General features: G+C 49.2%; 12 protein-coding genes. 4 read left to right on the top strand and 8 right to left on the bottom strand.

Going from position 1 to position 13,579, the window contains the following annotated elements; genetic code table 11:
- Nucleotides 1–62: 62 nt before the first annotated feature.
- Complete coding sequence (locus K7B07_RS14230; RefSeq protein ID WP_223710692.1) at nucleotides 63–263, top strand: hypothetical protein; 201 nt, start codon at nucleotides 63–65, stop codon at nucleotides 261–263.
- A 189-nt stretch (nucleotides 264–452) separates the two neighbouring features.
- On the opposite strand, the gene K7B07_RS14235 is transcribed toward K7B07_RS14230, so the two are convergent.
- From K7B07_RS14235 to K7B07_RS14245, 3 genes are all read right to left on the bottom strand, one after another.
- The gene (locus tag K7B07_RS14235; protein WP_223710694.1) at nucleotides 453–1,844 is read right to left on the bottom strand and encodes a serine hydrolase domain-containing protein; all 1,392 of its coding nucleotides are present in this window, start codon (nucleotides 1,842–1,844) and stop codon (nucleotides 453–455) included.
- A gap of 405 nt (nucleotides 1,845–2,249) precedes the next feature.
- Nucleotides 2,250–3,653: a Gfo/Idh/MocA family protein gene (locus K7B07_RS14240; RefSeq protein WP_223710695.1), complete on the bottom strand. Its 1,404-nt coding sequence runs from the start codon at nucleotides 3,651–3,653 to the stop codon at nucleotides 2,250–2,252.
- Between the two features lie 105 nt (nucleotides 3,654–3,758).
- Nucleotides 3,759–4,502 carry a glucosamine-6-phosphate deaminase gene (locus K7B07_RS14245; RefSeq protein ID WP_223710696.1) on the bottom strand — a complete coding sequence of 248 codons (744 nt, stop codon included), beginning with the start codon at nucleotides 4,500–4,502 and terminating at the stop codon, nucleotides 3,759–3,761.
- Between the two features lie 234 nt (nucleotides 4,503–4,736).
- Here K7B07_RS14245 and K7B07_RS14250 point away from each other — a divergent pair, with 234 nt between their 5' ends.
- A complete protein-coding gene (locus K7B07_RS14250; RefSeq protein WP_223710698.1) occupies nucleotides 4,737–6,056 on the top strand; it encodes a sugar MFS transporter in 1,320 nt (439 codons plus the stop codon).
- A gap of 10 nt (nucleotides 6,057–6,066) precedes the next feature.
- On the top strand, nucleotides 6,067–7,260 hold the full coding sequence (gene nagA, locus K7B07_RS14255; RefSeq protein WP_223710699.1) for an N-acetylglucosamine-6-phosphate deacetylase: 1,194 nt from the start codon (nucleotides 6,067–6,069) through the stop codon (nucleotides 7,258–7,260).
- Here nagA and K7B07_RS14260 read toward each other — a convergent pair.
- Complete coding sequence (locus tag K7B07_RS14260) at nucleotides 7,257–8,267, bottom strand: LacI family DNA-binding transcriptional regulator (protein WP_223710701.1); 1,011 nt, start codon at nucleotides 8,265–8,267, stop codon at nucleotides 7,257–7,259. The two genes, nagA and K7B07_RS14260, sit on opposite strands and share 4 nt — an antisense overlap.
- A 163-nt stretch (nucleotides 8,268–8,430) precedes the next feature.
- Between K7B07_RS14260 and K7B07_RS14265 the strand changes: the two genes are divergently transcribed.
- Entirely contained in the window at nucleotides 8,431–10,428 is a 1,998-nt protein-coding gene (locus K7B07_RS14265; protein WP_223710703.1) for a TonB-dependent receptor, read from the top strand.
- Here the strand turns inward: K7B07_RS14265 and K7B07_RS14270 are convergent.
- The 4 genes from K7B07_RS14270 to K7B07_RS14285 form a co-directional block, all read right to left on the bottom strand.
- Nucleotides 10,425–10,802, bottom strand: a complete 378-nt coding sequence (locus tag K7B07_RS14270; protein WP_223710704.1) for a TM2 domain-containing protein — start codon at nucleotides 10,800–10,802, stop codon at nucleotides 10,425–10,427. The two genes, K7B07_RS14265 and K7B07_RS14270, sit on opposite strands and share 4 nt — an antisense overlap.
- Nucleotides 10,762–11,085 carry a DUF2752 domain-containing protein gene (locus K7B07_RS14275; RefSeq protein ID WP_223710706.1) on the bottom strand — a complete coding sequence of 108 codons (324 nt, stop codon included), beginning with the start codon at nucleotides 11,083–11,085 and terminating at the stop codon, nucleotides 10,762–10,764. The genes K7B07_RS14270 and K7B07_RS14275 overlap by 41 nt, the downstream gene beginning before the upstream one ends.
- Before the next feature lie 151 nt (nucleotides 11,086–11,236).
- The gene (locus K7B07_RS14280; protein ID WP_223710707.1) at nucleotides 11,237–12,514 is read right to left on the bottom strand and encodes an ABC transporter permease; all 1,278 of its coding nucleotides are present in this window, start codon (nucleotides 12,512–12,514) and stop codon (nucleotides 11,237–11,239) included.
- A 5-nt stretch (nucleotides 12,515–12,519) separates the two neighbouring features.
- Nucleotides 12,520–13,455 carry an ABC transporter ATP-binding protein gene (locus K7B07_RS14285; RefSeq protein ID WP_223710709.1) on the bottom strand — a complete coding sequence of 312 codons (936 nt, stop codon included), beginning with the start codon at nucleotides 13,453–13,455 and terminating at the stop codon, nucleotides 12,520–12,522.
- Nucleotides 13,456–13,579: the final 124 nt, after the last annotated feature.

Genomic DNA, 13,579 nt, shown 5'->3' on the forward strand with positions numbered 1-13,579 from the left:
GCCCTCCATCCCTGGGAGCAGCAACTCCTGTAAAAAATGTTGTATTGACAAACTCCTCTATAATGATACTGATATTTAAAACCAATATCTCCTGTCCGGTGGCTGCGGATAAGATCCTCCAACTGGTAAAGCAGCAGCAGGTTACCGCCTGCACGATAGACCTGGAAGATTGTGATAAGGTACTGCGTGTTGTGGGCGAGATCCCCAAAGATACTGTAGTGGACTGTGTGGCGCAAATGGGCTATGAATGTGAGGAGTTGTAAGGACAGGGCCCATAGCTTATTTTCTCACAAATTCCACAGATCTGCACAGAAATTTTACGGACTTTTAGTCTGTGACCATCTGTGTGATCTGTGAGCATAAATAGTTGCCCGCAGATAAGCGCTGATGGACTGGCCTGTACATCGTCGGCGAAAAATAACCTGCGGAGTTCAGTTGGGGGAAACAACGGGCTATTGCTTGTCCTGCGAACCCTCCACGCGCTTCCATTCAGCGTCTTTGCCGGAATTATTATACGTAACCAGCAGCATGCTGCCATCCGGTTGCTTCAACAGCTCGAATTTTATGGGGGTTTCTTTTGTGTAAAAATAATTTTCATTTGTGGCGTACAGTTTGATATCCGGAATGCCGGCTTTGGGACAGCGTACATAGAGATCGCTGCCTTTCATGGTGAAGATCATTTGCCACTCTTCATTGTGTTTGTAAATGCCAACATATTGCTGAAGCATTTCTTTAGAAAGCCGAATGGAATGATCCAGTGACTTACCCATCGCAAGCCGCGCAATATCATTTGTAAGCAGGATCCAGTCGCGGTCCGTTTCATAACAATTGAACAGGGTAATAATGCGCAGGGTCCGATCCGGAATATAGACCAGGTCCGATTGGTAGCCATCGGTAGAACCGCTGTGCTCAATTGTTTTAGTACCGTCAATATCAGAGATAAACCAGCCATAGCCGTATTCACTCTGCTTGCCGTCACTGAGCCGGTAGGACTGTGTGGCCTTGTTGAGCCACCCGTTGCTGATCAGTTTGCCATCATATAATACCCGGTGCCAGCGAAGCAGGTCCCCGGCATTGGAAAGCAGGCCTCCGGCTGCATAAATGGAAGTGATCTCTTCCAGTTCGGCATCTTCGATCCTGCCATTGAGTTTTGAATAACCTTTTACGAGATGCAATGCCGGGCTGGCAACGCTTCCGTAAGAAGTATGCTGCAACCCTGCTACGTTAAAAATATGCATTTGCAAAAAATCATTGTAAGACATACCGCTGACCTGCTCAATAATATAGCCCAGCAAATAGTAATTGGAGTTGCTGTACTGATATCGGGAACCGGGTTGAAATTGCAGGGGAGCATCCTGGAAATAGGAGATGCCTTCCCGGGGAGTATAATGGTCTTTTTCCAGGGCGGGATTTTCGATTTCAAAATAATTCTTTATCCCGGAGGTATGGGTTAGTAGTTGCGCTATGGTTACGGGGTATTTTTTTACCGGGAAATCGGGTATGTATTGTTGCAGCGTATCCTGTAGCTTCAGTTTGTTTTCCTGCACCAGCTGCAGGATGGCCAGTGCCGTAAAAGGTTTTGTAATCGAACCGATCCTGAAGATCCCATCCTTATCCATTTTTGTTTTGGTGGTTGTATTCTCATACCCGAAGGCTTTATGGTAAAGGATGCGGTCTCCCTGGGCCAGCAATATCACGGCACCTGGTGCAATATCCGGAAGCCGCTGTTCAACCAGCTGGTCTATGTCTTTTTCAATACTTCGGGAAAGGTTTTTCTGTGTAAGGGCAACCCTACTGTAGAAACAGGTACAGCACACAAGAAGTAGTTGAGGCAGAAGGCGCATCACTGTTGATGTTGTTTTTGTACTATCAAATTTAAGGTATTGTTCTAAGTGGCTTTTAGGGTGCCCGCGGAAAAAAGCGCTGCTGTTCCTTGTTTTAACAAATGTTTCAAATTCAGATAAGGGGTTTAAGTTTTTCCCGCAGATCTGTTTTCTCACAGACTCCATGGATCTCCATGGAAGTTTTGGGAAGCTTTAGTCTGTGAATGTCTGTGTGATCTGTGAGCGTAAAAGTTCCCGCAGGTAGGCACATACATTCCGGCGAGAATCCGCGAAGATCAGCAGAATAGTTCCCTCGCAGATACTACTGGGTTTTTCCCACAGATCTGTTTTCTCACAGATTCCATGGATCTCCACAGAAATTTTGTTGGACTTTAGTCTGTGAATGTCTGTGAGCGTAAAAGATCCCTATCCTTTTATTGATTTTACGCCTGTAAGGTTGCCATGCTCAATAGAAAAATTAAGCGGGGCATTGGTTTTCCAGGCACCCTTTGTAAAATCCGGGATGGTTACAGGAATGGATCTTCCCGCCACCGATTTTTCACTCAGGGGTCCGATGGACGACCAGAGCGCGGCATCGTATACATTGTGATCAACGGGCAGGCCGTTGCGCAGACAATCCACCCAGCGCCAGTCCATCAGGAAGTCCATGCCGCCATGACCACCGATCTGTTTGGCCATTTCACCCAGGTGCTTTACGAGCGGCAGTGTGTATTGTTCTTCGATCTTTTTCATTTCGGCCTCCGGCAGCCAGTTTTCATGTCCCACGGAGATCCTGCCGGGGAGCGGGTATTTTTGCGCTGCCGCCTTGGTGCCGCTGATCAGGTGCAGCCGCGAATACACCCGTGGTGAGCTGGTGTCGTGCTGCAATAGGATGGTCTTGCCCTTATTGGTCTTAATGACCGAAGTGTTCATGTTCCCCCGGAAAGGTGCATTCAGGAAAGGTTTGAAATCGGCAGCATCTTTCCGATAAGCTTCTTTTTCCAGTTCGTTCAACGTAAAATCATTGCTGCTCATGGATACCAGGTATTCCATTTTATCGCCCCGGTTGATGTTCATGATATTGCAGACCGGTCCGAGCCCATGCGTGGGATACAGGTTGCCGTTGCGTTTGGCATTTTCGCGCAGCCGCCACAGGTCAAAGCGCTTGGTGGTATCAAACAAACTATCGGCAATATCATGTATATAGGCGCCTTCACCGTGAATGATCTCTCCGAAAAATCCCTGGCGGGCCATGTTCAGGGTCAGCAGTTCAAAGAAGTCATAGCAACAGTTCTCCAGGAAGATACAGTGCCGCTTATACGTTTCCGAAGCCTTTACAAGATCCCATGCCTCCTGTACGTTATCATTGGTGCCGATCTCCATGGCCACATGTTTACCATGCGCCATGGCGTAAATGGCAATGGGGATGTGCAGCTTCCAGTGTGTGGCAATATACACCACATCGATGTCTTTGCGCTCGCAGAGCTGCATCCAGGCATCCGCCTTGCCGGTATACAATACGGGATCAAAGCCGGTGCTTTTGATACTTTCTTTTGCAAGCCGCGCCCGCTCCGGCCGGATATCGCAAATGGCGTTGACCGCTACATGCTCGATATAACAGACGCGCTTAACGGCAGCGGCACCTCGGTTGCCTACCCCCACAAATCCGATACGTACCGTTTCCAGTTTAGGCGCCCGGTAATTATTCATATTTACCCCCGGCGCGAGGAGGGAAGAAGGAAGGGCAGCTGCCTGCGCGGTTCCCGCGCTGACCGCACCGGCACCCAGTATGCCAAATACTTTTAAAAAATCTCTTCTGTTCTGATTCATAAAGCAAATTTTTCAGCGTGCAGTTAATATAATAAGATTATCTGAGATTACGGATACCGGTACGCCTGTCGTTAAGGAAGAACTGATCCCTTTTATTCAATGATACTATTTATGTACCGGTGCTAATAAAGCGGCGGAAGCTTCATCGAGGTACAATCCGCAGGAAGGGTGTTCCTGTAAAATGCTGGCAGGGTAAAGCGGACTTACCGGTTGCTCCACACTGTCCTTAATGGCCTGAGCCTTGCGACTGTCGGGTACGGAGCAAATGATATGTGCCGATTTCATGATCTGTTTTACCGACATGCTGATGGCCTGTGCGGGTACATCTTCGAGGGTAGTGAACCAGCCTTCGCCCATTTGCTGCAGGCGGCATTTTTCATCGAGGTTCACGATGAGGTAAGGATCTTCCGTGTTAAAATCCGCGGGGGGGTCATTAAATGCCAGGTGCCCGTTCTCTCCGATACCTACGAGTGCCACATCGATGGGATACTGGCGGATGCGTTCATTTAAGTGCTGGCGCTCCTGTTCGGCGTTGTTCTCTCCATTGATGAGGAAATAAGCGTTTAAAGGAGCTACCTGGTCCAGGAAGCGTTCTTTAAGATATTTGCGGAAACTGGCGGGGTGGGTGACGGGCATCCCGATGTATTCATCGAGGTGGAACATGACCACCTTGCTCCAGTCGATGTCTTCTTTTACGAGTTGTTGGAGGGTCTGAAACTGGCTGGTACCGGTTGCCAGTATGATATTGGCTTTATCGTTTTGTTCGATGGCGTTTCGGATGAGCTGAGCTGTTTTTGTTCCGGCAGCTTTTCCCAGAGCCTGCTTGTCTTTCTGTATGTTCAGTTCCATGTAAAAGTTAAATTTAAAATAGGGCGATGAAGTTTTTGTCGCAACCAAAAGTATCAATTACCGGAGAGTATTGTTATGTACCCGGTGAATAAAACAACGGTAACGTTATCGGGAAGGATTCCGGCAACGTTACCACTCATTTATCAGGTGGGAAGCAATGTGTGAACCTCAATAATCAATATTTTAGCGAATGCGATCCAACGCCGGAAACCGGCCTGATCCCAGACGATAAATATGAAAGAAAAGAATACAGCGGTATCAGCCTCCGCGCTTACAAACAGACAGGTCGGTGTTTCGATAGGTATTATTGCCGTAGTGTTTTTTGTGATTGGTTTTATATCCTGGGTAAACTCCATCCTGATCCCTTATTTCAAGATTGCCTGCGAACTGACTACCTTTGAATCGTACTTTGTTACGTTTGCTTTTTATATTTCCTACCTGATCATTTCGGTGCCTTCTTCCTATATGCTCAAACGCACCGGCTTTAAAAAGGGCATGGCCATTGGGTTTGGTGTAATGGCGATCGGCGCCTTTCTGTTTATACCTGCCGCGCTCACCCGTACTTATGGTATGTTCTTAACCGGTTTGTTTGCATTGGGGGTGGGACTTTCCGTATTACAAACAGCCGCCAATCCTTATATTACCATACTGGGGCCTATCGACCGCGCAGCCCAGCGGATCAGCATTCTCGGGGTTTGTAATAAGGGTGCAGGCATACTGGCACCCCTGATCTTTGCAGCCGTTATTTTACGCAAAACGGATACCGAACTGTTCAAGCGTATTCCGCTGATGCAACCCGGAGAACGGGAGCAGGTGCTGGATGAACTGATACAGCGGGTTATGGTGCCCTATTTTGTTGTGGGGCTTGTGTTGCTGCTGCTGGGATTGCTGATCCTGAAATCGCCCCTGCCTGAGATCAATACAGAAAAAGAGGACCCGGAGGTTTCAAAGGCCAACGCCGATAAGAAAAGTATTTTTGATTTTCCCTACCTGATCTTAGGCGCTGTTGCCATCTTCCTGCATGTGGGTACGCAGGTGATCTCTATTGACACGATCATCGGTTATGCCACTTCCATGCACATGCCATTGCTGGAAGCCAAGGTCTTTCCTTCCTATACGTTGTTTGCCACCATCTGCGGTTACCTGCTGGGAGTGATCGCCATACCCAGGCTGATCAGTCAGAAAAAAGCCTTACAGCTATGCACCATCCTGGGCACCCTCTTCTCCTTACTGATCCTGTTTATAAAGGGCAACAGCAACTTCCTGGGACATACCGTTGATGCCTCTATCTGGTTTGTGGCCCTGCTGGGCTTTGCCAATTCCCTTATCTGGGCAGGCATCTGGCCGCTGGCCATTAACGGACTGGGACGGTTCACCAAACTGGGCGCATCGGTGATGATCATGGGACTTTGTGGTAACGGCATCCTGCCACTGGTATATGGCCACCTGGCGGATCTGCACGGAACGCGTGAAGCCTACTGGGTGCTGGTGCCCTGCTACCTGTACCTGGTTTTTTATGCCTTCTATGGGCACCGTATAAAAAAATGGTCGTAAATTCAAACAGATGGAACGTTATCTGAAAATCAGCAATGCCCGGATCCTTACACCTCACCGGGTCATTAAAGAAGGTACTTTAATTGCAGCGGAGGGCCGCATTGTGTATGTAGGCGAAGCGAACCAGGAGATCGGTGACGCCCTGGAGATCGATGCAGGCGGACAATACCTGGCTCCGGGGTTTATCGACCTGCATGTGCATGGTGGCGGCGGTTGCGATTTTATGGACGGAACGAGTGATGCTTTTATAAAAATAGCAGAAACACACGCCCGGTACGGCACTACGGCTTTATACCCCACCACGCTTACCAGCGAAAAAAAGGACCTGCTGGAAACACTGGATATTTTTGAAGAAGCGCAACAGCAGAACAGGCATGGCGCCCGGTTGCTGGGTATGCACCTGGAAGGGCCTTATTTTGCCATGAACCAGCGCGGTGCCCAGGATCCGCGCTACATCCGCGATCCGGACCCTGCGGAATATAAAGAGGTGATCGCTTATTCCAATGCCATAAAACGCTGGAGTGCGGCACCGGAGCTGGAAGGGGCCATTGAACTGGGACAATACCTGCTTTCGGAAAACATCCTCCCTGCCATCGCCCATACCGATGCGGTATATGATGAGGTGCTGAAGGCTTTTGAGAACGGTTATACGCTCGCTACTCATTTTTATTCGGGGATGTCGGGGGTTTCAAGGCGGAACGGATACCGCTATGCGGGGGTGATCGAAAGTGGTTACCTCATTGATGCCATGGACGTAGAAGTGATAGCAGACGGTATCCACCTGCCCGCGCCTTTATTAAAGCTGATCGTAAAGATCAAAGGAGCAGACCGCATCGCATTGATCACGGATGCCATGCGTGCCGCAGGTATGCCGGAAGGGGAGAGTGTGCTGGGCGGAAAAGAAAACGGACTGAAAGTAATTGTGGATAAGGGGGTGGCCTGGCTGCCGGACCGCAGCTCTTTTGCAGGAAGTGTGGCCACGGCCGACCGGCTGGTTCGGAATATGGTGGACCTGGCGGAAGTTCCATTGATCGATGCGGTGCGCATGATCACCGCCACACCGGCACGTATTATGGGGATCGATCAGCAAAAGGGAGCTCTGGTTGCCGGCAGGGATGCTGATCTGGTGCTCTTTGATGAGCAGGTACGCATCAGCAAAACGATCATCGGGGGACAGATCGTATACAGCAGGGGTGCCGGTTAACGGCGGGTGGATTCCCGTTCGATCAGCGTGCCGGGAAGCACTACTTCTTCCGGAATAAAATTCCGTTTACCGATATGTTTCAGCAGCAGCTCGCAACTTCTTTTGCCGATCTCAAAGGCCGGCTCGGCAATAGTGGAAAGGGTGGGCGACACAACCGTAGACACCGGGTCGTTGGTAAACCCGATCACGCCAACCTGTTTCCCGACCCTGATCCCTTTTTCCTTTAATGCAACCATGGCGCCGATGGCCTTGCGGTCGTTCACGGCAAAAATAGCATCCGGACGCTCTTTCCGGCTTAAAAGGAGTTCAGCGTCCGACTGCCCGTTTTCCTGAGAAAAACCGGAATGAACGATCCATTGTTCCTTTATGGGCAAGCCGTGTTTTCGCAGCGCATCCAGGTAACCTTTCTTGCGTTTTTGAGTAAAGCCCAATCCTTCCGGACCCGCAATGTGCGCAATTTTCCGGTACCCCTGTCTGATCAGGTGCTCCACTGCTTCAAAAGCGCCGTTGTAATCATCCTGCATCACTTTTGAAGTTTTAATCGCATCCGGTACCCGGTCAAAAAATACAATAGGCACGCCGGTGTCGATCACCTGCTGAAAATGAGTATAGGCATCGGAGTCGGAAGAAACAGCGATCAGTAATCCGTCCAGGTTAGACACCGCGAGGTTCTTAATAATGGAAAGTTCCCGCTCCGGGGAATCGTTCGTGATGTGCAGGATAATATTGTAATCATGCTGGTAGGCCACTTCCTGTATCCCCGTAATTACGGTTGAAAAATAATAGTTGGTGACAAAAGGCAGGATCACCGCCAGGTTATGGGAGCTGCGGTTCACGAGTCCTGTGGCATTGAAATTCGGCCGGTAATTCAGTTCACTTGCCATTGCCAGTACTTTTTCCCGCGTTTCCTGGTTCACATCATACGTGTCACGCAACGCACGGGACACGGTTGATACGGAAATATTCAGTTTTTTGGCAATATCCTTGATGGTAACAAATCGGCCCATGTAAACGCTTTATCGAATGGTAAAAGTCCTTACGGTGAAGATACTGAAATAAAGGCATCGGTGTATCGCCCTGTATATCAGGGTAAAGAATCTTTTTTGTTTGCCCGAAAAGTTGCATTTTTATAGCGTGAGGTATCTGATTCTTTTCTTTTTCCTTCTAAACATGCAGGCAACAGCTGCACAGGAAACCGATTCCGTAAAAACCATCGACCCCATTACCGTTACCGGCAGGGCTTTTCAGCAAAAGGATGACATAACAACGGCGGTGGTGCGCCGGGTGGAATATGCCGTGCCCACCAGTAAAAGTTCGCTGGTGACGGCACTGAATACGGTGGCCGGAGTGCGTATGGAAGAACGTTCCCCGGGCAGTTACCGCATCAATATCAGGGGCAGCTCGCTGCGTTCGCCTTTTGGTGTAAGGAATGTAAAAGTGTACTGGGGCGGCATCCCGCTTACGGATCCCGGCGGCAATACCTATTTCAATCAGCTGGCATTTAATAATTTTAATTCGATCAGTATTTTTAAAGGTCCGGCTTCCAGCATGTATGGTGCAGGTACCGGCGGCCTGATCCTGATAGAACCGCCTGCAGCAACAAAAAAAGGTATAGGGGTGGAATATTTTACAGGAAGTTACAACGCGCACCATATCCTGGCGGAAGGCAGCTGGGCAAAAGACAATTATACCAATACGGTTACCTATGCCCATGATCAATCCGACGGATACCGTGCGCAGTCGGCCATGCAGCGGAATAATCTCAGCTGGAACACCCATATCAAATGGAACGACCAGGAGCTGATCGCCTCCGTTCTTTTTTCGGATCTGTATTACCAGACACCGGGTGCATTAACCCTGAAGGAATATCAGCAGAACCCGCGTGCAGCGCGCCCGAAAGCCGGCGCTTTTCCGGGTGCGGAGCAGATCAATGCGGCCATCTGGCAGAAAACCATTACAGCCGGTGTAACCCACAAACAAAAATTCGGATCGCACTGGAGCAATACCACCACCGGCTACGGTGCTTATGCATTGGTTAAGAACAGTGCCGTACGCAACTTTGAACAACGCAGGGAACCGCATTTCGGCGGCCGCACCGTTTTTGATTTTGAAAAAAAATGGGGAGAGACCGGTCTGCAATGGAGCAGCGGCATAGAAGCACAGCAGGGCTATTCCACGATCCGCGTGTCAGACAATAAAAACGGAAAGCCGGATACCCTGCAAACAGATGATGATGTTACCATCGGTACCTACAGTGTGTTTACGCAGGGGATGCTTTCCTGGAAAAGCTGGAACTATACCGCGGGTGTAAGTCTGAACCGGAGCCGGCTGGTGTTTTCCCGGTTGAACGAATATCCTGTTATCGAACAGGTATTCCGCTATAATAATGAAGTAGCCCCCCGGTTCACGGTTTTAAAAAAGTTCAGACCTGTGGAACTGCTGGCCACCGTATCCCGCGGCTTTTCACCACCTACTGTTGCAGAAGTATTGCCTTCCACCACTATTGTCAACCCGGACCTGAAGGCGGAGCATGGCTGGAATTATGAACTTACCGCCCGAAAGACCCTGCTTCGCGGACAGCTGCACCTGGAAGCGACCGGTTTTTATTTTGACCTGAGCCAGGCCCTGGTACAGCGACGGGATTCATCAGGAGCCGACTATTTCACCAATGCGGGGAACATCCGGCAAAAAGGAGCGGAACTGTATGCCGGCTACCGGCATTTCTTTGGCGCCGGCCCGCTGGATTACCTGAACATTACCGCCAACTATGCGCACAGCCATTTCCGCTACAATGATTTTGTAAAGGAAACGCAGGACTATTCCGGCAACTGGGTACCCGGCGTTCCGATGAATACGCTGAATACCCAGCTGGGTCTGGTGTTAAAACAAGGGATCTATACGGATCTGAATTACTACGCAGCGTCTGCTGTTTTTTTAAACGACGCAAATGCGGAGAAAGCAACGGCCTATCATCTGATGGGTGTAAAACTGGGATACAGGAGACAACTGAAGGAGGTGCTGGTAAATGTGTATGCGGGTGTTGACAACCTGTTTAATGAAACCTACAGCCTGGGCAATGATATCAATGCTGCGGGTGGCCGCTATTATAACGCGGCACCGTTGAGAAACTATTATGTGGGTGCCGCGATACGGTTGCGGAAAAATTAGAAATTACGGGGCTGGTTGAAAGTGGCAGTGATCAGTGCCGCGGTTTCGTAAGCCTGCTTGGCGTTGTAGCCCGTGGTAAGGGAATTGATGTTGATGATATCCACGATGGTACCGATAAGACACAAGCCACCGGTCAGCAGGTAAACGATCCCCAGGGCAATGTCTCCGATGATCAGCCGGTGAATGCCTGCAACGCCTACAAATCCGAGCAAACATAATAACAGCAGCTCCTGGCGCGATTTTCTCCTGCGCTGGTACAACATCAGGAATTGTTCCTGCTGTGAGGTGTTCATATCCCTGGTAATATTGAGCACGGTTACCAACTCATCGTATTCAATATCCGGTATAACCCGTAATACTTGTTCCTGGTTCATAATTATTGTTTTTGTTGATTATAGGTAATGATTTGATCAGCTGCCAGATCAGCACTGCCGTAGCGGGAATGCCGAGTTTATGCTCCTGCCAGGCTGTGATAAGATCGAGGTGAAGCGTGTGATGGATCGAATGCCCGATGCCGCAACCGGGGCACCAGATTCCTAAAGCGTTGAACGGACACAACGAAAAAGTACTTTCTGTATTCATAAAAAACAACAGGATCAGCGCAGCACCCCAGGTGATGGATTCTCTGTATTTTAAAATGAATTGCCTTCCGTTCATAGAACAAATCTACTAAACTCCGGCGCTGTTTGTAAAACCGATATCGGTAAGCGGCAGACAAACGGCGGCTAATGGCATTGGCAGGGTGTAACCAGCTGATAGACTGACGGGATGGAAAATTGTCAGGACCTTTTTAAACCTGCGAACGGCTTTACTTCCGCATCGCCCAGCGGATCATTTCCTTCCAGGTGGGTTTTTTGCCATACATCAGGATGCCCGTCCGGTAAATCTTCCCCGCAAACCAGGTAACAAAAAGGAAAGAAGCTATTAGCATGGCCATACTGAGGAATAGCTGCCAGTAAGGAACCGTACCCGGTATGCCGTACGGAACACGGGCCATCATCACCAGCGGGGAAGTAAAGGGAATGATACTGCCCCATACGGCCAGCGGACTTTCGGGATCCCTGGCTGCTGTCATCATAATAAAAAAGGAAAAAATAATGATCATGGTAATAGGGAAGCTAAGGGATTGCGCCTCGCGCATATCTTCATTGACCGTACTCCCGACCGCGGCATAAATGGAAGAATAAAAAAAGAAGCCTCCAAGGAAATAAAATATAAAGAGCAGCAGGATCAGGGGCACATTGGTGCTGGTGAACAGATCCTGTACGCCGCCGATGATTCCGCTTACCGCACTGTTATTAAGCGCGCCGGAGCCCGCCCTGGTAGCATTGTAAATAAGGAAGATAAAGGCGATCCAGAGCAGGAACTGGGTGAGCGCCACACAGGCAATGCCGATGATCTTACCGATCATAAGCTGGAAGGGCTTTACGGAGGAAACAATGATCTCCGCGATCCGGTTGGTTTTTTCCTCCATTACGCCCATCATCACCTGGGCGCCGTAAATGATCAGGATAAAATAGATCAGGAAACCGGACACAAATCCGATGCCATAGGCCAGTGAAGCATCCGTAGTTTTATTTTCCGTGTTCTCGGATTTTATCTGCAGCTGACTCTGACTGAGCAGGTTCTGCTTAAGTGTATCGATGCCAAGATTATCATATTTGATCTCGCTCCAGATGGCATTCAGTTTGGTCTGTACATCGGGAACGGTTCCCAGTGTCCGTTTGGATTTTACCACCAGCTGATCAGGTGAATTTGTGATCATTGTGGCGGCAGGTATGATGAGATAGCCGTCAAAACCTTTCTGATCAAAGTTTTTGCTGAGTACGGCCGGATCTTCTTTTACCAGTGTAAGGGTACTGTTCGGAAAATCCTTGTTTGCCTTGTCGATGCGCTGCTGGGTAAAGCTTCCGGAGGAATCGACGATCGCGATCTTCAGCTTTGTTCCGGCTTTTTCCGAGATATAGGAAGTGCCAAAGATCAGCCCCAGGTATAAAAGGGGGAACAGCAGTGTGGTGATGATAAACGTTCTTTTGCGCACCCTGCTCAGGTACTCCCGTTGTATGATTAATGTGATCTTATTCATGAAAATCAGTCTTGAATCGTTTGAAATTGACGTGCCAGCGGCGTGCCTTCCACCTGCCGGATAAAAATATCATTCAGCGAGGGAAGGATCTCATTGAAGGATTCAATGGCATTGCCGGTATTCAGGAAATGCGCCAGCACCTGGTTATTGCTTACATCGGGATGTTTCTGTATCACCAGCGCATCCGCCGTGTTCTGTTTGATCTCGAACAGATCCGGTGCGCCCACCTGCGGTGGTATGTCTGCAAAGGTGATCTTATAAAGGTGCTCCTTAAACTCCTGCCGGATCCCCTGCACGGTACCATCGAGTATCTTCTGTCCTTTGTTCACCAGGATGATATGATCACAGATCTCTTCCACCTGTTCCATGCGGTGGGTACTGAAAATGATCGTGGATCCGCTGCGGGCAAGGTTGAAGATCTCGTCTTTGATAAGATTGCTGTTCACCGGGTCGAGTCCGCTGAACGGTTCGTCCAGGATGATGAGCCGGGGCCGGTGCAGTACGGTGGTTACAAACTGCAGTTTCTGCTGCATCCCTTTGGAAAGGTCCTCCACTTTTTTATTCCACCAGGATTCCATTTCGAGTTTGGCGAACCAGGTCTTTAAACTTTCGATGGCTTCCCTTTTTTTCAGTCCTTTCAGTTGGGCCAGGTACAGGGCCTGCTCACCGATCTTCATCTTCTTATACAGACCTCTTTCCTCCGGCATGTAGCCGATCTTGCCGATATCGTTAACCGGGTCAAACAGTTTCCCGTCCAGCGTAATGGTACCGGCATCCGGATAAAAAATACCGGTGATCATGCGGATCAGGGTTGTTTTACCGGCTCCGTTCGGCCCCAGCAATCCAAATATCTGACCCTCAGAGATAGTAAAACTGATGTCATCTACTGCCTTTTGCGTAGCAAAATATTTTTTTAGATGAGCAACCTGCAGTAAGTCCATACAAATGATTTAATACTGTAAATATAACGAACGCCGGTGGTTGTTTATTAATAAATTGATAAGAGGCCGCACAGCAGCAGGTGCCGGTTTTTGCTTTGAAGATTTTACTGCACCTTTGCAGCAT

The organism is Niabella beijingensis, assembly GCF_020034665.1.
Lineage (GTDB): Bacteria > Bacteroidota > Bacteroidia > Chitinophagales > Chitinophagaceae > Niabella > Niabella beijingensis.

Bases quoted from the DNA above. Each gene is read 5' to 3' on its own strand.
- K7B07_RS14270 (WP_223710704.1), bottom strand. From the start codon at position 10,802: ATGAACCAGGAACAAGTATTACGGGTTATACCGGATATTGAATACGAT.
- K7B07_RS14240 (WP_223710695.1), bottom strand. From the start codon at position 3,653: ATGAATCAGAACAGAAGAGATTTTTTAAAAGTATTTGGCATACTGGGT.
- K7B07_RS14265 (WP_223710703.1), top strand. From the start codon at position 8,431: ATGCAGGCAACAGCTGCACAGGAAACCGATTCCGTAAAAACCATCGAC.
- K7B07_RS14250 (WP_223710698.1), top strand. From the start codon at position 4,737: ATGAAAGAAAAGAATACAGCGGTATCAGCCTCCGCGCTTACAAACAGA.
- K7B07_RS14245 (WP_223710696.1), bottom strand. From the start codon at position 4,502: ATGGAACTGAACATACAGAAAGACAAGCAGGCTCTGGGAAAAGCTGCC.
- K7B07_RS14230 (WP_223710692.1), top strand. From the start codon at position 63: ATGATACTGATATTTAAAACCAATATCTCCTGTCCGGTGGCTGCGGAT.
- K7B07_RS14285 (WP_223710709.1), bottom strand. From the start codon at position 13,455: ATGGACTTACTGCAGGTTGCTCATCTAAAAAAATATTTTGCTACGCAA.
- K7B07_RS14260 (WP_223710701.1), bottom strand. From the start codon at position 8,267: ATGGGCCGATTTGTTACCATCAAGGATATTGCCAAAAAACTGAATATT.
- K7B07_RS14235 (WP_223710694.1), bottom strand. From the start codon at position 1,844: ATGCGCCTTCTGCCTCAACTACTTCTTGTGTGCTGTACCTGTTTCTAC.
- K7B07_RS14280 (WP_223710707.1), bottom strand. From the start codon at position 12,514: ATGAATAAGATCACATTAATCATACAACGGGAGTACCTGAGCAGGGTG.
- nagA (WP_223710699.1), top strand. From the start codon at position 6,067: ATGGAACGTTATCTGAAAATCAGCAATGCCCGGATCCTTACACCTCAC.
- K7B07_RS14275 (WP_223710706.1), bottom strand. From the start codon at position 11,085: ATGAACGGAAGGCAATTCATTTTAAAATACAGAGAATCCATCACCTGG.